21 protein-coding genes and 2 tRNA genes are annotated in these 24825 nt (G+C 31.6%); 11 read left to right on the top strand and 12 right to left on the bottom strand.

Annotation, left to right across the window (positions count from 1 at the left end; all coding sequences use genetic code 11):
• Positions 1-25: 25 nt before the first annotated feature.
• Positions 26-727: a response regulator transcription factor gene (locus CLAVI_RS01305; RefSeq protein WP_194843776.1), complete on the bottom strand. Its 702-nt coding sequence runs from the start codon at positions 725-727 to the stop codon at positions 26-28.
• A 204-nt stretch (positions 728-931) separates the two neighbouring features.
• Here CLAVI_RS01305 and CLAVI_RS01300 point away from each other — a divergent pair, with 204 nt between their 5' ends.
• Together CLAVI_RS01300 and CLAVI_RS01295 are read left to right on the top strand one after the other, a co-directional pair.
• Entirely contained in the window at positions 932-2782 is a 1851-nt protein-coding gene (locus CLAVI_RS01300) for a DUF1347 family protein (RefSeq protein ID WP_194843775.1), read from the top strand.
• Positions 2783-2866: 84 nt separating this feature from the next.
• A complete protein-coding gene (locus tag CLAVI_RS01295) occupies positions 2867-4354 on the top strand; it encodes an ATP-dependent DNA helicase (protein ID WP_194843774.1) in 1488 nt (495 codons plus the stop codon).
• On the opposite strand, the gene CLAVI_RS01290 is transcribed toward CLAVI_RS01295, so the two are convergent.
• Positions 4355-5155 carry a hypothetical protein gene (locus tag CLAVI_RS01290; RefSeq protein WP_194843773.1) on the bottom strand — a complete coding sequence of 267 codons (801 nt, stop codon included), beginning with the start codon at positions 5153-5155 and terminating at the stop codon, positions 4355-4357.
• A 47-nt stretch (positions 5156-5202) separates the two neighbouring features.
• A complete protein-coding gene (gene rpsT / locus CLAVI_RS01285) occupies positions 5203-5505 on the bottom strand; it encodes a 30S ribosomal protein S20 (protein WP_194843772.1) in 303 nt (100 codons plus the stop codon).
• 186 nt (positions 5506-5691) lie between these two features.
• On the opposite strand from rpsT, the gene CLAVI_RS01280 reads away from it, so the two are divergent.
• Positions 5692-6945, top strand: coding sequence for a hypothetical protein (locus CLAVI_RS01280; RefSeq protein WP_194843771.1), 1254 nt, complete (start codon positions 5692-5694; stop codon positions 6943-6945).
• A 179-nt stretch (positions 6946-7124) separates the two neighbouring features.
• Positions 7125-8825, top strand: a complete 1701-nt coding sequence (locus CLAVI_RS01275; RefSeq protein WP_194843770.1) for an RNA polymerase sigma factor — start codon at positions 7125-7127, stop codon at positions 8823-8825.
• A 22-nt stretch (positions 8826-8847) separates the two neighbouring features.
• On the opposite strand, the gene CLAVI_RS01270 is transcribed toward CLAVI_RS01275, so the two are convergent.
• The 3 genes from CLAVI_RS01270 to CLAVI_RS01260 all read right to left on the bottom strand — a co-directional run bounded on the left by CLAVI_RS01270 (position 8848) and on the right by CLAVI_RS01260 (position 10886).
• A tRNA-Pro gene (locus CLAVI_RS01270) sits at positions 8848-8921 on the bottom strand.
• 10 nt (positions 8922-8931) lie between these two features.
• Positions 8932-9186, bottom strand: a complete 255-nt coding sequence (locus CLAVI_RS01265; RefSeq protein ID WP_194843769.1) for a hypothetical protein — start codon at positions 9184-9186, stop codon at positions 8932-8934.
• 86 nt (positions 9187-9272) lie between these two features.
• Positions 9273-10886: an FAD-dependent thymidylate synthase gene (locus CLAVI_RS01260; protein ID WP_194843768.1), complete on the bottom strand. Its 1614-nt coding sequence runs from the start codon at positions 10884-10886 to the stop codon at positions 9273-9275.
• A gap of 327 nt (positions 10887-11213) precedes the next feature.
• On the opposite strand from CLAVI_RS01260, the gene hemB reads away from it, so the two are divergent.
• Positions 11214-12203 carry a porphobilinogen synthase gene (gene hemB, locus CLAVI_RS01255; RefSeq protein ID WP_194843767.1) on the top strand — a complete coding sequence of 330 codons (990 nt, stop codon included), beginning with the start codon at positions 11214-11216 and terminating at the stop codon, positions 12201-12203.
• 10 nt (positions 12204-12213) lie between these two features.
• Here hemB and CLAVI_RS01250 read toward each other — a convergent pair whose 3' ends face one another.
• Positions 12214-12648, bottom strand: a complete 435-nt coding sequence (locus tag CLAVI_RS01250) for a hypothetical protein (RefSeq protein ID WP_194843766.1) — start codon at positions 12646-12648, stop codon at positions 12214-12216.
• 234 nt (positions 12649-12882) lie between these two features.
• On the opposite strand from CLAVI_RS01250, the gene CLAVI_RS01245 reads away from it, so the two are divergent.
• Positions 12883-15048, top strand: a complete 2166-nt coding sequence (locus CLAVI_RS01245) for a GreA/GreB family elongation factor (protein WP_194843765.1) — start codon at positions 12883-12885, stop codon at positions 15046-15048.
• Positions 15049-15058: 10 nt separating this feature from the next.
• Here the strand turns inward: CLAVI_RS01245 and CLAVI_RS01240 are convergent, their stop codons facing one another.
• Positions 15059-15685, bottom strand: a complete 627-nt coding sequence (locus tag CLAVI_RS01240; protein WP_194843764.1) for a hypothetical protein — start codon at positions 15683-15685, stop codon at positions 15059-15061.
• A gap of 360 nt (positions 15686-16045) precedes the next feature.
• Positions 16046-17158 carry a rod shape-determining protein MreC gene (locus CLAVI_RS01235; protein ID WP_194843763.1) on the bottom strand — a complete coding sequence of 371 codons (1113 nt, stop codon included), beginning with the start codon at positions 17156-17158 and terminating at the stop codon, positions 16046-16048.
• Between the two features lie 267 nt (positions 17159-17425).
• On the opposite strand from CLAVI_RS01235, the gene CLAVI_RS01230 reads away from it, so the two are divergent.
• Together CLAVI_RS01230 and CLAVI_RS01225 are read left to right on the top strand one after the other, a co-directional pair.
• Positions 17426-17498 (top strand) — tRNA-Ala (locus CLAVI_RS01230).
• A 19-nt stretch (positions 17499-17517) separates the two neighbouring features.
• Positions 17518-18315, top strand: coding sequence for a hypothetical protein (locus CLAVI_RS01225; RefSeq protein ID WP_194843762.1), 798 nt, complete (start codon positions 17518-17520; stop codon positions 18313-18315).
• Here the strand turns inward: CLAVI_RS01225 and rpoN are convergent.
• Positions 18312-19646 carry an RNA polymerase factor sigma-54 gene (rpoN, locus tag CLAVI_RS01220; RefSeq protein ID WP_194843761.1) on the bottom strand — a complete coding sequence of 445 codons (1335 nt, stop codon included), beginning with the start codon at positions 19644-19646 and terminating at the stop codon, positions 18312-18314. The genes CLAVI_RS01225 and rpoN overlap by 4 nt on opposite strands.
• Entirely contained in the window at positions 19643-21577 is a 1935-nt protein-coding gene (locus CLAVI_RS01215) for an ATP-dependent helicase (RefSeq protein WP_194843760.1), read from the bottom strand. The genes rpoN and CLAVI_RS01215 overlap by 4 nt, the downstream gene beginning before the upstream one ends.
• 111 nt (positions 21578-21688) lie before the next feature.
• On the opposite strand from CLAVI_RS01215, the gene ung reads away from it, so the two are divergent.
• Positions 21689-22381, top strand: coding sequence for a uracil-DNA glycosylase (gene ung, locus CLAVI_RS01210; protein ID WP_194843759.1), 693 nt, complete (start codon positions 21689-21691; stop codon positions 22379-22381).
• Positions 22378-22599 (top strand): hypothetical protein, encoded by a 222-nt coding sequence (locus CLAVI_RS01205; RefSeq protein ID WP_194843758.1) that lies wholly within the window; start codon positions 22378-22380, stop codon positions 22597-22599. Before ung ends, CLAVI_RS01205 begins: the two co-directional genes overlap by 4 nt.
• An 8-nt stretch (positions 22600-22607) precedes the next feature.
• Here CLAVI_RS01205 and rdgB read toward each other — a convergent pair whose 3' ends face one another.
• Positions 22608-23222 (bottom strand): RdgB/HAM1 family non-canonical purine NTP pyrophosphatase, encoded by a 615-nt coding sequence (rdgB, locus tag CLAVI_RS01200; protein ID WP_194843757.1) that lies wholly within the window; start codon positions 23220-23222, stop codon positions 22608-22610.
• A 98-nt stretch (positions 23223-23320) separates the two neighbouring features.
• Here rdgB and CLAVI_RS01195 point away from each other — a divergent pair, with 98 nt between their 5' ends.
• Complete coding sequence (locus CLAVI_RS01195; protein WP_194843756.1) at positions 23321-24589, top strand: exo-beta-N-acetylmuramidase NamZ family protein; 1269 nt, start codon at positions 23321-23323, stop codon at positions 24587-24589.
• Positions 24590-24825: the final 236 nt, after the last annotated feature.

Raw genomic sequence — 24825 nt, 5'->3', positions numbered from 1 at the left:
TAAATGATAAAAGATTAAAGATGCTTTATATAAAATCTTCTTCTTCTTTAAACCGGTAACCAATCCCCCGAATAGTTTCAATCCATATAGATCCTGATCCTAATTTTTTTCTTAAAGAAGCTATGTGTACATCTACGTTTCTTTCCAAGATAAAGCCATCATCATTTTGAACTTCTTCTAGTAACTGGGCTCGGGTTAAGACATGGCCCCTTTCTAATAAAAATCGCTTTAGCATATGAAATTCTGACAAAGTTAAGAAAATCACTGATTCTCTTTTTTTTAAAACAAACCTTTCTATATCTAAAACAAAATCTCCAAATAAAAGCGTTTTATCTGTATTTTGGTTTTCTTTATTTCTTCTGAAAACAGCTTTAATTCGATAAAACAACACTCTTGGATGAAAAGGCTTAACAATATAATCCTCAGCTCCTAATTCAAGGCCTAAAATAATATCTACTGCTTCTGTTCTTGCTGAGATCATAATGATAGGTATATGTTTTAGATCTTTCGAATGCTTTATTTTTTTACATAGATCTAGTCCATTTTGCCCTGGCAGCATGATATCAAGTAAAACAAGATCTGGTTTTTCTTTTGCGATAGCTCTAAAACCTGATATCCCATCTTTTTCTGCACGAATCCGATAGCCAAAAGATTCGGCATGTATCTTGATTAATGCTGCTGTATCTTCCTCATCTTCTATTAATAAAATATTCTTATTTAAATTCATAAGAGATCTCTTTATCTATAAAACTTCTTGGCCCAATAATTATAATAATTAATATAAGGCAATACTTTTAGCAATAACTTAACCTTTCTTTTTTTACCATCTTTCAAGGCAATAAACCACTAAGAATAAAATTCAATTTACTGAAAGCTCATCTAAAACGTATAGTTTTTATTTTTAATTGAACGTAAAATGGTTAAAAGACAAATGGTAAACAAAACAATTTGTTTTTCTATAATCAAAAAAATTGTCTTAACCACCTTATTTTTAAGTTGGATAACAGCTTGCTTTGTCTGTGGTCTCTTATCTATCCAGAGATACAATCAATACTCTTTTCAGCGACCAAAAAAAATCATACTAAGTGCTTTAAAACTATTTTCTGATGGGTACATTGATGCTGCTGAAAAAAAAATTTCAACCCTATCCTTGTTTAACCCTTCTTTTAAAAGTTTTTTTAATGGGTATTCTGCTCTTTTAGAGAAAAATTTTTCTAATGCAAAAATTCATTTTGATAATGTTATAGAAACCTTTATATCATCAAAATATTCCCCTCAAATGGGACTAGACATTGTATTTTCTGATGCAATATGTGGTCGTTTATTGATTGCTTTTTTTGAAAAAGATCATGATATCGCCCATTATTTACATAAAATTATTAAAAACTATGAAATAACCATTGAACAAAAGGATTTTTTTTGTAATTTGCATAATTATATGGCTATTATGGAAGGAAAAAACACTGCTCTTAAAGAGCCTTGCTTTCATTTATTACCAGATAAAAATTGGTCTACATTTACAATTAAATCTCTTCTTCCAGAACCTTTTATTATCTTAATAAAAATTCAACAACTCTTAAGAGAAAACCATATTCAAGAAGCTTTAAAATTATCTACTCTTCATAAAGAAATTTTATCCTTAACACCTAATTTTCAAAATACTCATCACTTAATCGAAGGCATCCTTTACCTAAAAAAAGCTAAAAATGCTTCCCCTGAAGATAAATTTGATTATTATTTTAAAGCTCTTTCTATTTTAAAAAAAATCACCTGTTTTAATTTTAGCTTACCTTATATTTCTAAAGAGAACGCTATTGATGAAATTTCTTTGTTAATCGAAGATATTTTAAACACAGTCCCCTCTTTAACAATCGATTTTTTAAAAATTATTAAAGACTGGAATGAAGAAGAAGCAATTTGTAAAATTGCATATAATCTGGTCCATCATATCCACTCATCTTGTTCTGAAAATTTATTTAAAATCCATTCTCTTTTAAAAAATTCTGATGAAAAAGCACTGTATTTAAGAGCTCTTTTTTCTAAAATTTATCTAGAAAAAGCTACTCATGATATTAAAAACCATCAAATTATGCAGGCATCTTTTTTCATCCAAAGCGCTATAGATTTACAAGAAAAAAGCCTTATTAGAAATGCTATTAAAATTCATGCAGATGCTTTCTCAATTCTTGTAAGAAGTGATTCTTCTCAATTATCTCAAGTATCTGCTTATCTTTCTTTATGGGATTATGTTGAAGATAACCATGAAGAAAAAGCAAAAATACAAAAATATATTTTCAATGAAATGAAACATGCTCTTAAATCCAATGATTGGCTAAAAGCGATTGCTTTAGGAGATTTATCTTTGAACTTCTGTAAACATAACGAATTTATAAATCATGATTTTACAATTTTTTTCCAAAAAATTTTCAATGAAGCTTGTAGTAATAATTTTATAGATGAAATTCTTCATATTCATGAAGTGGCCAAAAATTTTGATGTAAATCTTGTTTTACAATTTTCTCCAGCTGAAATTTCTAACCTTTGGGCAGATGCACAATTTTTATATAATAAACGCTCATATGATAAAGTAGAGCAATACTGTAAATGGGTTCAAAAAATTGATCCTAACTTTCAAGATTCTTATAACTTATCAGCTTTAGCAGCTATAAATAAAAAACCATTTTTTGAAGAAGATAATGAAGAACCTCCTCTATATACAAACTTCAATGAGTATGCTGTAATAGCATTGTGCTCTTACAAGCCTAGTTCTTTTATACAATAATTCTATTTGTATAAAAGAATAATCAAACACTGTACTTTACAAAGAGATTTATAGAATCTTTAATTAAAACCATTCTTTTTTTGTATGTTTTTACCTAATTATTTTCCTGATTCATTAGCTAAAAATCCTTTTTTATACCCTTTGGTAGAAAAAGGATTACTAATTCATGCTGATTTATTTTTTGCTCATTATATCTCTACTAAAGAAGATCTTTCCTTTGAAGCTATCCTATTTTTAGCTTTTTTTTCAGCAATGACTCGAGATGGTCATCTGTATGTTTCTATTATAAATAATACTCTTCTTCCTTCTACAGGTAATCTAGATGACGATGGAGTGATTATTCAGGGCTCTATAGATTTACCCCCATCAATAAAAGAAAAATTTTTTACTTTAAAAAATAACTGTTTCTATTTTTACGATCATGCACAAGCAGAAAAAAATCTTTTATTTCACCTTGATCGTCTTGAAAAATCATGCCCTTTACCTTTAGTTCATGATTTTAATCAACCACATTATGGCCTTACATTAGAACAATCTACAGCCCTTAATCAAGCCTTAGCATCTTCTTTTTCTCTTATTTGTGGAGGCCCTGGAACAGGAAAAACATTCACAGCAACTGTATTTTTAAGACAATTTATTAAAATGTTTCCTGATGCAAAAATTACAGTAACAGCCCTAACAGGAAAAGCTACTGCAAATTTAAAAAAATCTGTTGAACATGAAAATATAACAGGAAAAACTCTTCATTCTCTTTTACAAGAAACCAAAGATATACAAGGTTTTGGTGTTCGGGATGATGATTTAATTATTGTTGACGAAAGCTCCATGATTGACTTAATCATGATGTCAGCTCTTTTTTCTTTAGTAAAAAAACAATGCCGCATTGTTCTTTTAGGAGATCCTAATCAACTCCCTCCCATAGGAATTGGAAATCCTTTTGAAGAAATGATCTCATTATTTCCTAATAAAACAATCATGCTCACCAAGACACTTCGCACAGATATTTTATTCATTAAAGAAATTTCAGCAGATATTCTAGCTGGCAAAACTCCCCCCTATAATCTCTTAAAAAGTTTTAATGAAACCGTTGATGAGATAACAAATAAATTTTTAAATATAAGCCTTGAATCATTTCCATCTTCTTTTTGCGTACTTACTCCTTTAAAAAGAGGTTTATGGGGATCTGAAAGTCTTAATAAAGCTATTCATTCTCGCTTATATGAAAAAACAGCTTCTTCTCATAAAAAACACCCTATTATGGTCACTGAAAACAGACCTGAAATAAATGTTTTTAATGGGGATTGTGGAGTTTTAGATATTGATAAAAAAATGATGATTTTTGAAGGAAATAAAATGATATCTTCAGATCTTATATCATCTTTTTCTTACAATTATGTGACTTCCATTCATAAAAGCCAAGGAAGTGAATATGAAAATGTACTTATATTACTTCCTAATGGCTGCGAACGATTTGAAAAAAAACTACTATATACAGCAGTTACAAGAGCTAAAAAACATGTTGAAATTCATGCTGTAGCAGGATTACCCGAAGCTATTATCAAAGGTTTTTGATTATGCATATGCATTTCTAGGTTCACTACTGCTTAATAATTGAATACAGTTAAAATCATAAAGAATTGAATTAACAAGATTAAGAAAAGCAGAAAATAGACAAAATACCGCTCCTATAAGAGCTGTCAATGGAGATATACCAACAATAGTTCCATATTCAAAAGGCAGGCTTATAATATTAAATATACAGCATAATACAGACATTATCCACATCTTAACTGCAAATCGTTTTTCAGATACATTTTGTTCTTTTAATGATGCACCAAGATTTACAGCACTATCCACAAGGCCTAAAGAACAACATATAACACTACATCCAAAAGCAACACCTCTACCTCCAAGAGCATTAGCATGGTGCCCAAGGTTGCCAACCCCCATAGCATCAAACCACTTAATCGTAGAAGCTGTTTTTCCCACTATTTGAGAAATATCACTAACTATAGATAAAGGTTTTCTTATCTTTTTCTGTTCATCTTCAGTTTTTACAAAACGACCATTGTCATCTATCTCAAAAAACAGACTTCCAGTTAAAAAATTATGCCATAAACATACTGCTTTTCCCATAGATGAAAAATTTTCAACAGCACCAAAAGTACAAGCTATACCACCTGCCTTGGAAGCAGCAGCAGAATTACCTTTAAAAAAAGAAACTGAAGCACTTAATCCTGCTATATTAGCTCCAACACGAGCAAGACCATCAACATTATCAAAATGATTCATTAACTTATTAAGTTGTAAACCACTATATGATGAATATGCACTGAATCCTTTTGCAAATCTTGATAAAGCTAAAAACGCCACAAGTACCCTCTTTCCCTATATTTTTAAAAAGTTATGATTTTTTTTTGTCAAGAAGAAACAACGCAGCTTTTTTCTTTACGAGAGTATACTTGAGCTTTGACTCGAGCAGCTTTATTTCTAGTAAAGACGCCTCTTTTGACACCTTTGTCCATAAGACTATATACGCTTCTTAAGGCAGATTCCAAATTATCTTGGTGACCTAGCTTTAAATTATCTTCAAAAATACGCATTGCTGTTCGAGTTTTTGACTTGAACGCTTTATTAACAGCTTGTTTTTTTTCAGCTACAATGATGCGTTTTTCCGCAGAAGATCTTTTCTCTTTCTTCTTAACAACAGGTTTTTTTTTCATAAAAATAACTTCTGAAATAATATTTAGCCTCTCTACTGTAAGGCTTTTTACTCATAAAGTCAAATAAAATAGCTTTAGAAAAAGAGTAAATCTTCTTTCTCTCAAAAGAAAAAAACTCTTTAATGGAAAAAAAAGCCTTCCTTATTTTTTTGTTAAATTTCAAAAGTTATTCATAGGAAAACAAAAATGTTCACTTTGTATAAAAAAACTTTTTTAAAGATTGTTTCTACGCCAAAAAGTTTTTTTTCTTTGGTTTTCTTATTAATCAGCATTCCTTTATTAGCCTTATATCTTTCCTTTTTATCTACAAATTTTGTAGCTGTTTGCTATTTATTATCTTCTTTTATTCTTTGTTTTTTGATCTTTTTAAGAGAGTCTAGCGTTAAAACAATATGTAAAAAACTCCAAGAAGAAGAAAAACGCAGATCAAATCCTATGTCTATGGAGCAACAAAAAGAAGAAGCCCTCCAAAGATCCTTAGAAGAAAACACCCTTCTACAAAATCATATTAATAATTTAAGCAAGCACTATTCAGATCAAATCAATCCCATTCAAAAATCTCTGATAAAAACAAAAGAATCTAATCATTTTTTGAGCTTAGAGCTTTATAAAAAATCTGAAGAAAATCAAGAACTCCACCTTCATTTGGATAGTATTATAAAAGCAAAAGATCTTGCAGAAGAAAATTTTCAACAATCAGTAAAAATTTTTGAAGAAGAAACGCGACACAAAGAATTATTAGTAAATGAATACCGAAAAACAACCTATGAACAAAGAAGTCTTTTAGAAAAAAAACAAGCGTACATAACAAAATTAGAAAGTAAAATTCGAGATTTAATGTACGAAATACGCAGCTTGCTGCAATTAGAAGAAATGGATAAAGACAATTTTTTAGCACCAACAAGCTCTAAAGAAGAAATATTAGATTACTATATTCCCTCCGAACGAGGTGATATGTCTTCTTTTTTTTCTGAAAAATTAGACTCTTTCATTAGTAAAGCAGAAGGTTTTACTGGAGAAAACTATCTTTCTTCAGAAGGAAAAATTCCTCGTTTTTTAGATATACCTCTTAATAATCGTTCTATAGAATGCAGACAATTATTTGATATTTTAAAAGATGATAATACTGGAATTATTTTTATTTACTCTAAAGAAGAAAGAAAGATGTTGTTCGTTAATAATCTTTTCAAAACAATATTAGGGTGGCCTTTAGAAAAATTTCTGAAAGAGTATCCTCATATTATGCAAAATGGTTACAAGAATTTGATCTCTGCATTAGATTCTGATAAAACTGACAGAAATCCTTACCAAGGAGAAATAATGATAAAAGATCGACAGGGACAAACATCCAATTTTCATTATTTTTTGAAAAGTATTCTTCAAGGACCATTAAACCATCATTCAGTTGGTATCCTTTATCCTTACAAAAAAAAAACCTGACTTTGCTATGATGAGACAGTATCAAGACCTTTTATGCAATAAAAATGCTTTTGATTTCACTATTTTGTCGATTGAAAAAAATTAAAACTGCTTAATATCCCTATATCTAAAATATGCAGAGATTAATTTTTATAGAAAAACCTATAAAAACCAAGAACTCGGAAAACAAAAAGCGGCTCATGAAAACAGAAAATGCCTCCCCAGAAATTACAGATGAAGAATTTCAAAAAAAAATGGAAGAGCTGGTATCTCTTTCCCGAGAACAAGGCTACATAACTTATGAAGAAATTAATGATATTCTTCCAATGAGTTTTGATTCCCCTGAACAAATTGATCAAGTTCTTATATTTCTTACTGGTATGGACATCCAAGTACTTAACCAAGCTGAAGTAGAAAGACAAAAAGAAAGAAAAAAAGAAGCTAAAGAACTTGAAGGGCTTTCAAAAAGAACAGAAGGATCTCCTGATGATCCTGTTCGCATGTACCTTAAAGAAATGGGCTCTGTTCCTTTACTTACTCGAGAAGAAGAAGTTGAAATTTCTAAAAGAATTGAAAAATCTCAAATTCAAATAGAAAAAATTATTTTACGTTTTAGATATTCGACCAAAGAAGTTATATCCATCGCTAACTATCTCATTCAAGGAAAAGAACGCTTCGATAAAATCATTTCTGAAAAAGAAGTTGAAGATAAAAATTTATTTTTAAAGCTTCTTCCAAAACTTATTAACCTTTTAAAAGAAGAAGACCTATCGTTAGAAAACATCTTAAAACAACTCCGTCTGCCAAATCTTCAAAAACAAGAAATTCAAGAATTTAATGATGAATTAGAGAAGTGTCGTGTCCGCACCCAAGCTTACCTTCGTTGCTTCCACTGTCGGCATAATATAACTGAAGATTTTGGAGAAGTCGTCTTTAATGCTTATGAAACATTCCTTTCACTTGAAAAAGAAATTAATGATCTAAAAATTCGAGCTGAAAGAAATAAATTCGCAGCAGCAAAATTAGCAGCTACAAAAAGAAAGCTTCTAAAAAGAGAAATTTCTGGTGGAAGAAGTCTTGAAGAGTTCAAAAAAGATGTTAGGATGCTCCAAAGATGGATGGATAAAAGCCAAGAAGCTAAGCGAGAAATGGTTGAATCCAACCTACGCTTAGTCATTTCAATTGCAAAAAAATATACAAACAGGGGCCTCTCTTTCCTAGACTTAATCCAAGAAGGCAACATGGGCCTTATGAAGGCTGTAGAGAAATTTGAATATCGCCGGGGGTATAAATTCTCAACTTATGCTACTTGGTGGATTAGACAGGCTGTAACACGTGCTATTGCAGATCAAGCTCGGACCATCCGTATTCCAGTACACATGATTGAAACAATCAACAAAGTTCTACGTGGTGCAAAAAAATTAATGATGGAAACAGGAAGAGAACCTTCTCCAGAAGAACTTGCCACAGAACTTGGCATTACTCCTGATCGGGTTAGAGAAATTTATAAAATAGCGCAGCACCCCATCTCTCTACAAGCAGAAGTTGGTGATGGTGGAGAAAGCTCTTTTGGAGATTTCTTAGAAGATACCGCTGTAGAATCTCCTGCAGAAGCCACTGGCTATTCCATGCTAAAAGACAAGATGAAGGAAGTTTTAAAAACATTAACAGAACGAGAACGTTTTGTTTTGATTCATCGCTTTGGCCTTCTTGATGGGAAACCTAAAACTTTAGAAGAAGTTGGTTCTGCTTTTAATGTTACAAGAGAACGTATTAGACAAATTGAAGCTAAAGCTTTAAGGAAAATGCGACATCCTATTAGATCCAAACAATTAAGAGCATTTTTAGATCTGTTAGAAGAAGAAGAAAAAGGGAAAAACGGAGAAAAAATAAGTTCTTAGAAAAGATATAATGAAAAAGAAATCTGGGTGAGAGGATTTGAACCTCCGCCCCCTTGCACCCCATGCAAGTACGCTACCAGTCTGCGCTACACCCAGAAATTATATACTAGATACTAGTAAGTCCCTCAAAATGGAATTCACATTTTTTAAATTCATCTAATCCAATTTGAGCACAAGATTCAATAATTTTTTCTAAAGAATCTTCAGAAGAAAGATCCGCTGCATCTATATCCACAACAATAGAAGCTGTAAAAGAAGCTCCACCTCTTACTCCCTTCACCTTAAAATTGGCAAAAATACCATTCTTTTTTCTGGTAATATTTTTGAAGCGAACAAGATTATTTTCTATTAAATCTTTCATGATTATCTCGTAATTAATGATAATCAAGAAAAGATATCAGCATAAAAACTATCTTTGCAAGCAGATAGTTTTTATCTGGTTAAAATCTAAACAAGACCTTTTTCTTCTTTTCTTTTCTCAGCTTTTAATCGACCCAAAGAAATTTCTTTATAATCAACAAACTTAAAGAAATATTCTACAAGAGGACAAAAATCGATAATTTTTTTAACCATGCTTTGAGCTATTTTTCTATAATTTTCATGCCCTTGTTCCTGTGAACGTAATTCACATAACCATTGTAGGGCCCTTAGGTTAGCTTTAACAAACCATCTAATGTTAAAGGCCATGGGAACAACATATTGAGCTTCTTCTGGAAAATCTTGAGAAATAAGATTATAAGTCTCTCGTGCTTGATCCATTGCTGCCCTGTAGGGTTTTTCTAAAGCTGTGTCTAATAATTCTTCTGGAAAGAAATAACCTAAATTAGTTGTAAGCAACTGTCTTTCTTGAGTAACCATTCTATGTCGATGCAAATCTCTAAAAGTTCCAAAATCAACAACGATTTCAAAAGCAAATTCACTACATTCTAAAGCTCTAGGAGACTTATGACGACGATTTTCCCTCATAGATGAAGCTGATTCAAGTATTCGTATCAATTCTTCTGATGGAAGACTTCTGCAATGATCTATAAGGTCTTTCCATGAATGATCTGTGAAGGGAAACAGTAAGGTGGCCGCCATTTTATAAATAGCTGTTGTATCTGCATAAAGCAGAGAAACCCCCACTTCTTTTTGAGAGTAAGAAATATTTTGCTCTTTAGCCATTTGCTTCAATTGATCTTGCAAAGACAAGTGAAAGGAAGACATCTGATGCTGGTGTCTATGATGTAGTTCTGCTCTAGAAACAAACGATGGTATTACTTTCATTAATTCGTCTAAAAGACCCCTTCCAAGATCTTTGGCTTCTGAAAGATCATTTACCTGTAATCGATGAACTAAACTTTGCCAAAATCGTCCATTTCCAAAAATACCAACATTGGTAAAAGTAGAAGCAGGTAATAACCCTCTTAAACAATCAAGCACCTTAGCTCTTAACGCAGCTGTATATGCTGCTTTTGACTCTTTGCCTTTGTGTGGAAATACTTCTGCCATCATTTCTGTTAGCGTTGGTATCATACTAGAGTATGTATCAAAAAGCATATCACAGGTGTCTATGTACAAACTTTTATATGAAGATGTAAGTAAAATGGGCTCTCTATAGTACTGGTAAAAGCCGTTAACTTTTTGATCAAAATAAATATATCTAGTGGATTTTTCAAGAGGGGAACCACCTATGCGAGGATCTTCTAAAATTTTTGCAGCTAACATTGACACTTTCTCTAAAGCAACATGAGCGCCCCCTAATTCACCAATAGAATCATCGCCATAACTATCTAAAATACGGTCATAAAATTGTTTTGCTTTCTTAACCGCTAATTCTTGTTCTTGAGCTTCTTCTGCTCCACCCATTTTGTTTATAAAAGAGGTTTCTTCTCCATTAATAAATTCTTTTAATAACAGTGACCGTACACCTAAAGTAGAACGAGAATATCTTGAAAAAAGGGCTCCTTTAACTACCTCTGGAAGATTTCTTAAAGCAAAAATATTGCTTTCTGTATTCGTTACAAATGCTCTAAGTTGAGCTTTTTCTTCGTTTGAAAAATCTTCTGAATCAGCCACCAAACAAGCCCCTTTTATCATTCCCAAGAATATAAAGCAGCCTGCCACAAGATAAAAAGAACAATCAAGCAAAATCTATGCGTGAGTTTTGTTTATAACCTGTTTGTTTTGTGTTAAAACCTGATCATAACCTTTTTCTTTTTGTTGTTTTTGTTTATAACTCACGAGTTATGATTTTTTACTGACAAGTTATGAACGGGTTGTTTTTCGAGGTTTTTTTGGTTAGTTATGAACACTTCCACAATATAAGAAGAAGAAGAGAATTTTACATTTAATAAATAAGATATTATCTTCTGGTATTCTGGAAATCGTAGATAACTTTTTTTTGTGATGAATGAAATACCTATAAGACCTAGAAGAAATCGAAAAAATCAAGCCATTAGATTTTTAGTGAAAGAGTTTTTTCTTTCTCCTCAAGACTTAATTTATCCAATATTTATTCAAGAGAACTCTGCAAAAGAAAAAATTACATCAAAAATACCAAATTTGTTTCTTTTTAATGCAGAAAATGTTTTGAAAGAAATTGAGCGAATAATAGAGTTAGGAATAGGAAGTATTTTATTGTTTCCTTGTGTAGACCCTTATTTAAAAGATCCGTATGGTTCTTTTTCTTTTAATCCCAATAATATATTACTAAAAACAATACAGATCATAAAAAAAGAGTATCCAAAAATTTGTGTAATTACAGATTTATCTTTAACTGCTTATACTTCTCATGGCCATGATGGTCTATGTGATGAGTATGGAAATGTTTTGAATGATGATTCTGTTAGAATTTTGGGTCAGTTAGCAGTTCTTCATGCTGAAAGTGGTGTTGATATGGTATTTTCAAGTGGTATGATGGATGGAAAAGTTCGTTACATAAGAAAATCTTTAGATCAGCATGGGTTCTTTAATGTTTCCATCATGTCCAGCGCTATAGAGTATGCATCTTGTTTTTATAGTCCTTTTAGAGAAATTTTAGGTTCTAAAATTACTTTTGGAAATAAAAAAAACTATCAAATGGATCCTGCAAATAGGAAAGAAGCGCTTAGAGAAGTGAATTTAGATGAAGAAGAGGGTGCTGATATTCTTGTGGTGAAACCAGGGCTCCCTTGTTTGGATATTATAAGCAGTATAAGAAACAAAACCAACTTACCCTTAGCTCTTTTTCAAGTTAGTGGAGAATACATAATGATTATGAATGGGGTCAATGAAGGCTGGTTAAGTCAAGAAGCTTTTGTTGAAACAGCTATTTGTATGAAACGAGCAGGAGCAGACATGATAATTTCATTTGCTGCACCATTAATTGCTCAACAATTAATAGAAACAAGAAAATAATTAAAGTTTATTATAGAGAAATCCATTTTTTTTTCTTGTTTATTTGTTGACTACCATCATCAACTAAATCAAATTTTTCCAAAATTTCTTTTTTGGGTAGATTTTTTTCAATATTATTTAAGAGTGTTTCTGTTTCTTTTTTATATTTATTACAAGCTTCTTTAACGTTTGTTAAAGCTTCCCATTGTTCTTTTGAAAAATTATCAGGATTTGTTGTATATCTTTCAATTTCTTCTGGTGACATACCAGTTTTTTTTAAGATATCATTACTTTGTTTCTGCAAAATATTTATTTTTTCTTGAGTTTTTTCAATAATTGCAGCGTAATCTAATCCAAAATCTGTTGATTCAGGATCTTTTTCTAGAGCATCTCCAACATCTATGTTGTAGAGAGATAAGATGTGTTTAAGAGCAGAAATAATTTCTTTTTGGTTTTTATCACTCATAAAACAACACAAACATAAAAATAGTTATAATTTTATTTTAACACAGATAAACCTTTAAAAAGAACAAGAAATAACAAGCTTTTTTATAACAAAATTCATTTAATTGATGTATAAAGAGATGGTTTTTTTTAAGAAAAAACAGACTTTTTTTGTCTATTTTTTTGATGTTTAAAACGTAATATTGCTCTTTTTCAATATTCATTGTATATTTTCTGAAAAACTTTGGTATTTATTATGGATTATCTGGAGAAATTTCAGTTGTTGCTAGAAGACGAGCAATTAACGCAATTTTTCAAGTTATGGGAAGAGTATTGTTTGATTGAAGAGGTTGATGGAAAAGAATTAATAACTCTTCTTGAATCCATAAAAAAATCCTCTTTAGCTTCTTTTTTTGGAAATGTTGCTGAAACGGTTCTTTTACTGTGGGAAAGAATGCAGGATGGTCCTCACAAAGAACGTGTTCTAGCGTTATTAATGGACTTACAGAATACAAACACTCCTATTTTAGGAAAGGTGGCTTGTCAGTTTTTAGAGAAAAAATATTCCAAAGATGAATTTTTTAGTGAAGGTATGCGGATAGTAGGTCTTCGAGCTCTTCATTCTTTTCAAGGATCAGTAGCTAATTATCAATTACTTACTCATATGAAAAAAGGGGCGTTTGTCTTCCATACAGGAGGATGGGGTGTTGGAGAGGTGATGGAAATATCATTTATTCAAGAGCGCGTGATTATTGAATTTGAGGGTTTTTGTTCATTAAAAGATTTATCTTTTGAAATAGCATTCAAAAGTTTAAGACCTATACCATTAGATCATTTTTTAGCTAGAAGGTTTGGAGATCCAGACACGTTAGAGCTTTTTGGAAAAGAAAAACCAATAGAATTAGTAAAACTCCTTTTAAGGGATTTAGGCCCGAAAACAGCTCAAGAGATTAAAGATGAGTTGGTTGAATTGGTTATACCTGATGATGAGTGGAATAAGTGGTGGCAGGCTGCTCGTTCGAAGATCAAAAAAGACACTAAAATTATTTCTCCTAAAACAGCTAGAAACCCTTTTTATCTCACTGAAGAAGAAATATCACATGGACATAAGCTTAAACAGTCTTTGGCTGTTTGTCGGGAATCAAAAAAGAAATTGTTGTTAATTTATAATTTTCTTAGAGATTTTCCTTTGGAACTAAAAGAAAAAGATATCAAGGACTTTGTAAAAGAAGAATTAGTTAATTTTGTTAAAACATACACAGGAAAATCTGTTGAAGATTCAGCAATTGCTTTAGAAAGTTTAATTTTTTTACAGGATTTGTTTGGAGAAGAATTTGCAGGCCAAGCAGATGCTTTAATTGTGTCTATTCCAGATATTGATAACATTATCAACGCTATGGATATTATGACATTGAAAAAAAATGTTTTGGTAACAATTCAGAAAAAACGAGATGATTGGAGGGAAATTTTCCAACGATTATTTTTTACCATTTCTTTTCCTTCAACTCGAGACTTCATCTTTAAAGAACTCTCTGCGGATAAAGAAGCCTTTCCTGTTTTAGAGAAGCGTTTATATGAGCTTTTAGAAAGACCGACGCTTTATCCTGATGCCTTTATTTGGTTTTTACAAAAATGGGAAAATAAGGAAGATAATATCATTCCTCATACAGAAGATTTAAAAAGAACCTTCTTAGAATCTGTTTTAATTCTTCTTCATTTTTTAGGATCTTCTCCAAATTATAAAGAATTAGGTAAAAAGCTTTATCAATTTTTAGTTGGTCAAAGATACCTTAATTTAAGAAAACTTATAGAAGGAGCTTCTTTAGAGTTTTTGAAAGAATTTCTCTTGTTAGCTAGTAAGTGCCCTCAGTTTTCAAAAGAAGATTTACGCATTTTGCGTAATTTGGCGGAGGTTGTAGATCCTCTTTTGAAAAGTAAGGAAGAACCTAAAGAAGTAGAGGTTATTTGGACTACTCAAGAAAGTTTCTTAAAAATGCGAGATAAGCTTCAACATATAGGAGAAACAGAAGTAGTTGAGAATGCTAAAGAAATTGAAGCTGCAAGGGCTTTAGGGGACTTAAGAGAAAATTCTGAATATAAGTTTGCTTTAGAGAAAAGAGCTCGATTACAGGGTGAGTTAAAGGTTTTATCTGATCAGATAGGAAAATCTCGGATCCTTACAGAAAATGATATTTGTTTAGATGAAGTTGGGGTAGGTTGTGTTGTTGAGATGAGGGGAGAAGAGGGCAAAGCTTTGATTTATACTATTTTGGGGGTATGGGATGCAGACGCAGATAAAGGAATACTCTCAATACAATCTCAGGTAGCACAAAATTTACTCAAGAAGAAAAAAGGAGATATCGTCTCCATACAAGGAAAAGAATTTGTTATTAAAGAAATAACAAGTTGTTTAGTGAAATAAACCTCACATATTAGACATGAATAAGACTTGGTAGGCCAGATCCAACACTACTGATAATATTAGCGGCCCCAGCCCCATTTCCAGAAGCTCCAGCTATAATGCTTCCTATTAAGCCCATAACTGTGATGCTTACAGCTACAAGGCTGGCTAATTTTTGTTTTTGGCTTAAATTTTCACAAAAATTTTTAATACAACTTGTACATGATGAAGAGTTTTTTTGTTGAGCATTAGTGTTTGAAGAAGTATGACTATGGGTTTCAATAGAAGTATCATCAGATTTTGATTTTGGCTGATTTTTTATAGGTTTAACTTTTTTCTTTTTTTTAGAAACATGAGATTTAGAGCTTTTACTAGTATTAGATGATGAGAAACTGCTATGAGCAGTTTGGTTTACTTTTTTAGCTTTTTTTTTATGGTTTTTTTCAGAGTTACTACTACTATCATCACTACTCCAATCACTAGAAGAACTAGAGTATAAAGAAGAAGAGGGTGATATGCTTAAAACTGTTATTTTAACACCAGTCTCAAAAGAGCTACTTGTTCTTATGCTGCTCAAATTATGATGGCCATGGTATTGTTTTAATTCAGCTAATGATATTACTCTTCCACTGTTATCGCCATAAGAAGAAATAGCCATTTAGAAGCCTTTTGGAAAGAAATTAAAACGTTAAAGATTAATCATCTTAAGGATTTTCTTTTTTTCTACTTTAAAAAAATTGTTTTTATTTTTAATAAAAAAACCTAAAATATATAGGCAAAAGAAGATAAGAAGAGAGAATTTTTAAAAAATTAATCCATGATAATAATTAACTTCTTTGAAAAATAAGATAGGTTAAAAAACCCTCGCTATAAAAAAAATGTTTTTAGTAAAAGAAAGCTCTACAATGGCTGCTGGCTTACAAAAAAAACAATATCAATAAAACAAGACGAGTTTGTTTATAAAATTGCTCTAAGTGCTGTTCTAGTGGTTTTAAAGATGTTTTCTTGATAGAGATAACTAATCATTTTGAAAAAATCTAAAAATATTAGGGGTGTCATTTTTATCAAAAGCACAAGGCGGTATGATAAAAACTTGTGATAGCTGGTTAAAGTTAGGTATTTCAGAAATAGCTTCTAAATCATAGTTACAAGAGCCTGCTTTTGGAGGGATAATTTTTGTAATTTTTCCAACACTTAGGCCAGGGGGAAAGATGCCATCAGTTCCTGTTGTAATTAACATATCTAATGGTTGAATGGATGGAAGAAACTTTTCATCAATGAGTAAAGGGCCTTTTTCTAATGAAGAAGAAAAACAAAAAGCATTTCCTTTTAAAACGGTGGAACCTCGTTTTTTTATAGGATTTCCTGCTCCTGAAATAGTTCCCTGAAGAGTTATATTTAAAGTTTTTATTTCTCCTTGTAGTTCATTTTTTAATTTTGCTAAATATTCTATTAAATTTAATGAATGGTGTAGATCTTCTCTTTTATCAATGTTTGTTTTTAAATAAATTAAAATGCTTTCTATGTGTTTAATTGTTTCAAAGTTTTTTGATATCCCGCTATCTACTTTTACTGCTGGGTGAATATCTGCATCTGTTACAAAACGTACTCTAGACTGTCTTTCTCCAACAAAATCAATAAGACCAACAAGAATATTACCTATAACAACAGGGCTGTTTTTTTCTATGACGCAGTACCCTGTTTTTGCATTTGTTTGTTTACCTACATTTATCCAACAAGAACTACCCCAGCCAGCAGGATCTCGGTAAATGATTTGAGCTGGTAAAGTGATAAGTGGAATAAGGAGAGAATTTTTAATTTGTTCTTTAAAACTTGTTTTTAATGAAATTTCATTCACCCATATAAGAGAATCATAAATCTGATCAATAATATTATGTAATCGTTTTACTTCAAGGGTGAGCAGGTATTTTTCTGTTTTTTCTTTTTCTATAGATTGATCAAGTGGTTTTTTTGATGGGTGAAAGAAAAATAAACTAAAAAGAACAGCTCTTTGAGCTTTTTTACTAAAAGCTAAAGGAATAGTTAAGGGTATTGTTATTAAGATAAAGCAAAAAATATATTGAAAAAGTTTGCTTGTTGAAGGGGTGTTTTTTTTTCGATAAGACGTCATTAAAAGATCCTTACAATAAAACCTTCATTAAAAACAAGGTCGAGAAGTCGTTGTTAAATTCCTTGAAGATGATTATTTTTTCTAGATAGTTTTTCATACAAACTAATAGTAAAAATATAGAGGCCTTTAAGTGAAAGGATAGCAGAAAAAGATATATTCAAGAGGAAAGATTCCTTGACCAATAAAACTGCTTAGGTGTTAAAGAGAAAAAGCATCTAGATTGCTACAAAAAAACCTTCATGTTAAGATTTCTTCTGATCTGATTTTGGGGTGTTAGCTCATCTGGTAGAGCGCAACGATGGCATTGTTGAGGTGAACGGTTCGATCCCGTTACACTCCATATTTAAAAGGCGGAAGCTATGAATCACGCCAATTTCTTTTCTTTTTCTGATCAAGGTCCTTTAGAGCAAGACGCTATTCAAGATTTAAAAAAACTTAATAGAGAGGGTCTTTTTCCTGGACCACAAGAACCAAATTTTCGTTTTATAGAAAGGGTTCTTCAAGCAAATGACCAAAATTATAAGATACCTCAATGTTTAAAAGAGATTTTTGATGTAGAGCCTTTTTGGGTTTCTTGTTGTTTTTCCAATGAAGGATTAGGAGCGTGGGAAGGTGCTTGTACTTGGACTGGAGAAAGAGTTTTAGTACAAATGCGTAAAAAATTTGAAAAAAAAAGCAAAATTTATTGGATTTACAAAAAAGAAGAGCTTTTAGCTCATGAATTAGTCCATGCTGTTAGAGCTACTTTTAAAGAAGAAATCTTTGAAGAAATGCTGGCATATCAGACATCAAAGTCTGCTTTTAGGCGCTTACTAGGACCATTATTCCGATCTTCTAAAGAAGCAGATTTTTTTATATTTATGACAGTTATAAGTGCTGGAACTGTTATTTTTTCTCCATTTTTAGGGATGTTGTGTGCCTGTAGTTTTTTAGGATTTTTTATAGGCCGCTTAACTTTAGCTAGAAGTTATTTTTTTAGAGCGTCTAATAGAATACGAGGTATGATTGGCTTAAATCCTTTATGGATTATGATTCGATTAAGTGATGCAGAAATCAAAATGTTTGCTAATCAGGCAGAGTCGGTGTTATGGAGATATATTAATAAGAAATGTAAAACAGATTTACGTTGGAGAATGTTAAAGCAGAGTTATTTTTAGAAAACAAATGGCTCCCTAAGTTTTTTGTTTTGGATTCCTAAAGAATGTCTATATTTAGTGACAGTTCTTCTAGCGCAATTAATGCCTTTTTTTAAAAGTAAGTTTTGAATTTCTAGGTCAGTTAAAGGGTGATCTTCTTTAGCTATGAGAGATTGAATTGTATCTTTTACTTTAGATAACGATATATCAGAACCATCGTCCTTATGTTTACGAGAGAAAAAAATTTTTAATGGAACAATTCCGTGAGAACAAAGAAGGTATTTATCAGAAATTGCCCTAAAAATAGTAGAGTGATGTAGTTCAAGTTCTTCAGCAATTAACTTTATTTCACCTGGTAAAGGAGAGGCCATTGTTTCAAAAAAATCTAATTGGTTTTTAATAAGAAATTTTCCAATACGCAGAAGAGTATGTTCTCTCGAGGCTAAGTTTTTCATTAGTTTGGCAGCGGAATTTATTTTTTCTTTGATATATTTTTTTGTTTCATCGGGAGTATTTGGATCTTTAAAAAGGTGAGTATAATAACTATTTGTTTTTAAAATGGGCAGGCGACGGCGGTTAATATCAACAGTCCAGCTGTTATTTTTTTTTAAAATACTTAAGTCAGGAGTGATATTGTTAGAGGAATAAACATGGCTATGGAAGCCATTGCTAGGCCGAGGGCAAAGTTTTAGAATTTCATCGTTTACAATTTTTTTAATCTCTTCTACAGATAATTTCATTTTTTTTGCTAATGATTCTGGCTTTCCTCCAATGAATAGAGAGAAGTGTTCCCGAAGAATTGTAAAAGCATTCTTTGATAAATTTTTATTTTGAATTAATAAGTTTTCTTGAAGGCTTGATGAAGCTATTCCAATAGGATCAAAGGTTTTAACTATTTTCCAAATATCATTTACATGTTCTATGGTTGTTTCTGCTAAAATAGCAATTTCTTCAGAAGAAGTTCTTAATAGACCATCTGAATCAAGACTTCCTATAATTGTTTCTGAAACAAGGAGGTCTTTTTGGGATGAAAAAGCTTGATATGACTGTTTTAAAAGATAAGAAATTAAAGTTTCTGGTGAAGCAATGGCATCAAATATATCAGAAGATTTTTCTGAAGAAAGGGCAGCTCCATAGCTTTTGTTAAAAGATTCCTTTACTTCTATAAAATCATCATCTTCACAATATAGGTCCGGTTCTAAAATTGGATTTGTTTCTAATTCTTTTTGGATAATTGCTTCTAATTGATTAATAGGGGTTTCTAGTAAAAGAAGGCCTTGCAAGATATGAGGACAAACACTCTGTTTAAGTGATAACTCATTGCGACAGAGTGTTTGTCCTAAAATCTTCATAATACAGTTTTCAAATATTCATTTGGAATTTCTTGTAAAAATCGGCTTGGTTTCATGATCCGCAGAGAACCCCATAAAAAGCGTGAACGAGCTGCTGTTAAATAGAGTAAATCTTTGGCTCTAGTAATACCTACATAACACAGACGTCTCTCTTCTTCAATGCCTTCATAGCTTCCTTTTGAGTTGGCGTGCGGAAAAAGGTTTTCTTCAAGTCCAACAATGAAAGCTACAGAAAATTCTAGGCCTTTTCCATTATGAATAGTCATTAATTTTAACCTTTGATCAGCGTTAAGTGTGTCTTCCCTAGAACTTTTTAATGCAAGATCTTCTAGAAAATTTGCAAGTGTTCCTTCAGAATTTTGTTGGCCCCATTCGTAAGTTTTTGATACTAATTCATCTAGGTTGCTTTTCCTGTCTTCATAAGATGTTGGATCCTCTTTAAGAAGATCCAAATAACCACTTCTACGTATGATGGAAAGAGTTACTTCATGTAATGGTTCTGTAAGTAGGTCTTTTTTCAAAGAAAATAAAAATGTAACAAATTCAGAAAGGCCAGCTCTTTGTTTTTTATTTAAAGAAATAGGAGGGTTTTCATCAATGAGTAGTTGGTGGCAAGATTCTAAAAGGGATAAATCAGATGAAAGCAGATAGCTTTTTAAAGCTTCCATGCTTGTGGGGCCAAAGCCTCGTTTAGGAAGACCCAAAGCTCTTTCAAAAGCAATAAAATCTCTATCAGAGCAAAGAACTCGAAGAAAGGATAAAAGGTCTTTAATTTCTTTTCTTTGATAAAAAGAAAGGCCCCCAATGATTTCATAAGGAATTTTTTTTCTTAAAAAAACATCTTCAAATGCACGGGATTGAAAATTGGTCCTATAAAATATGCAAATTTCATTAACTGGAGTGGAAGTAGTTCGTAGTAAGCGTTCTACTTCTCGAGCAACAAATTCAGCTTCGTCTTTTTCTGTTTTTGCTAGAAAGAAGTGAATTTTTTCACCAGCTTCTCTAGAACTCCATAAACTTTTTTTATATCTAGAAGCATTGTTACAAATAAGAACGTTTGCTGCATTTAGGATATTACTTTGACTACGGTAATTTTGTTCTAAACGAATAATACGAGCCCCAGGATAGTCACGCTCAAAGTTTAAAATATTTTGAATGTTAGCACCACGCCACGAGTAAATAGATTGATCAGGATCTCCTACAGCAAAAAGATTTCGATGTTTTCTTACAATTGATTCAGCCATTAAGTATTGGGCGTGATTAGTATCTTGGTATTCATCAATAAGTAAGGCTTTCCAGTTTTCTTGATAATGTTCTAACGCTTCAGGAAAAAGTTTAAATAAACGCACAGAAAGGAATAAAAGATCATCAAAATCAACAGCGTTCATTTGTTTTAAAGTTTCTTGGTAAGATTTATAAACATCTTTAATCCCATCTACTTTTAAAATCATTGCGTCTGTTAAGTCTTCTGGTAAGCGAATTTCTCCTTTAGCAGAAGAAATAGCGTATTGAAAAGTTTCAGCAGGTGTTGTTTTAATGTTTAATGTTTGTAAACAATTTTTTAATATTTTTTGAGAATCATTTTGATCATATATAGAAAAATCTGAGTTATAACCAAGTAAATGAATAAATTGTCTTAAGATTCGCACTCCAAGGCTGTGAAAAGTTCCAATAATTGGCTTAGTTCCAGGAAACAGCTCTTTAGTCATAGATAAAACCCGCTCTTCAATTTCTCTAGCAGCTTTATTAGTGAAAGTTACAGCAACAATTTCAGATGGGTGAATACCTTTTTCAATAAGTTTTAAAATACGGCAGGTTACAACTCGGGTTTTTCCTGATCCAGCACCTGCTAATATGAGTAAAGGATGTAAGGGAGCGTGTACAGCTTCTTCTTGAATAGGGTTTAATTCAGCATAAGCATGGGAATACATAAGATGGATCCAGTTAGAGATTAAGTAAAATCATTGTAAGAGCTTGTTCTGTTTTCACCAATCAAGTACTTTAGTTTTCTTTCACAATTTTTTTCTGCTAAAATTATACACATGAAAACAATACCAGCATTGCATCCATCATGGGGACACCTATTAGAAGATGAATGGAAAAAACCATATATGGAAGCTCTAAGAAATTTTATTCAAGAGGAAAGAGAAGGTAGTGTACCTATATATCCTCGAAGTGATCAAGTTTTTACAGCTTTTAAGTGGACTCCTTTTGATAAAGTTAAAGTAGTGATTGTGGGGCAAGATCCTTATCATGGTCCAGATCAGGCTCATGGTTTAAGCTTTAGCGTTCCAGAAGGATGTCCAACCCCTCCATCATTAAAAAATGTATTTAAAGAACTAGAGTCAGATCTTGGCATTAAAAATAGTTTTAAGAATGGCTGCTTGCGATCTTGGTCTGGACAGGGTGTATTTCTATTAAATACAGTACTAACTGTAAAACAATTTCAACCACGTGCTCATTATGGAAAGGGGTGGGAAATTTTTACAGATAAAGTGATTCAGTTGTTATGTGAAAGAGAAGAGCCTGTAATTTTTGTTTTATGGGGGCGTGCTGCTTATGAAAAATGTAAGTATATTGATACTCCTGAGTACTCTCGACATACAGTTTTAACTACCTCTCATCCATCACCATTATCTGCATATCAAGGATTTTTTGGATGTTGTCACTTTTCAAAAATTAATAATATCCTTAAAAAGCAGAATAAGGTCCCTATTAATTGGAAAATTCCATGAAAAAATTAAAAGAAGATGAAAATTTTTCATCTTGTTTTTACTCCAAAACTCATGTCAGTATAGAAACTAACGATGAGCCTGATAAGCAACAAATTTCAGAAAAAGCAGCCATGCTTTATGAAATAGAATCACAGATGGCAGCTATGCAAGAAACTGTAACGTTAGCTTGTAGCATTGGAAATTTATTAAAAAACACTATAAAGGCAGAGACAGACTAACGATTAAGTTAGAAACCTTTGCTTTTAATTAATGATTCTAATTTAGCATTAAGCTGCTTTAGGGCTTTCGCTCTATGAGAGATTCTATTTTTGATTTCTTCATTAAGTTCACCAAAAGTCATATTATAATCATACTTAAGGAAAAGAGGATCATAACCAAATCCAGAGCATCCTTTTTCTCTATCAATAATTTCGCCTTCGCAAGAGCCATAAACAGAGCTATAAAGCTTTCCTTCAGGAGAGACTAGAACAATGCAGCATTCAAAGTAGGCAGCGCGCTCTACAGAAGAAACTAAATAAGCCATTTCTTCTAATAATTTTTTTCTATTCTCTTTATCCGTAGCAGTAGGGCTAGCAAATCGAGCAGAATGAACGCCAGGTTTGCCATTTAAAGCTGGAATAACGAGAGCTGTGTCATCAGCTAATGCCCATTTTCCAGTTGCTAAAGCAGCTGCTTGGCCTTTGATTAATGCGTTTTCTTCAATGGTGGCACCTGTTTCTTCAGGACTTTTATAATGAGGAATATCCAAAATAGAGAAAACATCTAATTGAGGAAAAGTCTTTAATAAACTTTTAAATTCTCGTATTTTGTATCCATTACCACTAGCAATAACAATATCCATAAAATGACTAAAGTGCTCCTATAAGGTTTACAAAAGGGTAATGCATGCAGTACAAAAAATCACATAGAAAAAAAAATTAACAAAGGAGAAAAATTCTAATGTTTAACAAAAAATTTAAGCATCTGTTTTTTTTATTAATGATTCTTCTTTTCCCTTTTACTCTTTTTGGGACTGTTATTCCAGGAGTAGATTGTTTTTTTGAAAAAGATTTTTATAAAGAGTTGTTAAATGGTAAAAAAATAGGCTTAATTTCTCATTACGCAGCAAAAGATTTATCAGGGACGACATCAATAGAACGTTTTTGTCATAAAGATAATTTATGGGAAGTTGTTGTCATAGGTGCCTTAGAAAGTGGTTTATCAGGAAATATTCATACAGGAAATGAAGAGCCGATAGAAAAAAATTTGTTCAATGGTGTTTCTGTTACTAATTTGATTAATTCGAAAGGCATTTTAAGTAAAGAGTTTCATGAAAAAATTGAAGCTATTGTTTGTGATGTTCAAGATATAGGATCTCGTTCTTATACTTTTTTAGCTTATGTCTTAAAAAATATGGAATTAGCTGCACAATTAAATATCCCATTTATTATTTGTGATCGACCCAATCCTATGGGTGGAGTGGTGGTAGATGGACCAGGTGTTTCTGATAAATGGCGTTCTTCTTGTGGATATATCAACATTCCATATTGCCATGGAATGACTTTGGGAGAATTAGCTACTTTATTTAAAGGTGAATATTGCAAAAAATCTCAATTAACAGTTGTTCCTATGCGGGGATGGAAAAGGAATATGTTATTTAAGGATACGGGATTATTATGGTCGCCTACAACTCCTCAAATGCCAGAGTGGGATACTGCTTTTGGTTACGCAACTACAGGTATCATTGGCCACTTATCTCTTTGTAGTATAGGGATTGGATATACAGTGCCTTTTAAAGTTATAGGCGCCCCATGGATGCATGCTCAAACACTAGCTGATGAGTTGAATAAACAAGCACTTCCTGGTGTTTTCTTTTCCTGTTTTTTTTATACCCCATTTTTCGGAAAATATTGTAACGAAAATTGCGAAGGTGTATTCATTCATATAACAAATTCACAAGTTTTTTTACCTGTAGAAACACAGTATACTATTATTGGGGTGATAAAAAACCTTTATCCTGACTCTTTTGATGAAGCTTTAAATGCTTTGTTAAAGAATAAAGTAAAATTAGAAGTTTTTAATCAGTTAAATGGTAGTGAAACAGTTATTCAGATCTTAAAACAGCAGCCATTTGTTATTTGGCCATTAAAAACCTTTTGCAAAGAAGAGAGAGAAAAATTTAAAATTCTTCGATCTCTTTATCTCAACCCTTTATATCAAGAATACTAATAAAAATTAGCTTGTAATAATTTTAATGTACTCTTGACAGCAATATAGATCATTATTAGTATCGAATTTTATTTAAAAAATAAAATAAGTTGTAAAAAACATTAATAAACTATAGGTATATGTATAAAAAAAGAAAATCTTTTATTACAACAAGAATAAAGGACTATATCTATCTTTCTTATGTAATAGATGGCTGGTTATTTTTGTGAAAGATGAAGATTTTTATTAAACATGTA

Source organism: Candidatus Clavichlamydia salmonicola (assembly GCF_015356765.1).
Taxonomy (GTDB): Bacteria; Chlamydiota; Chlamydiia; order Chlamydiales; family Chlamydiaceae; genus Clavichlamydia; species Clavichlamydia salmonicola.
Note: the sequence above shows the minus strand (reverse complement) of the source record. Positions and strands in the feature narration are given on the sequence as shown.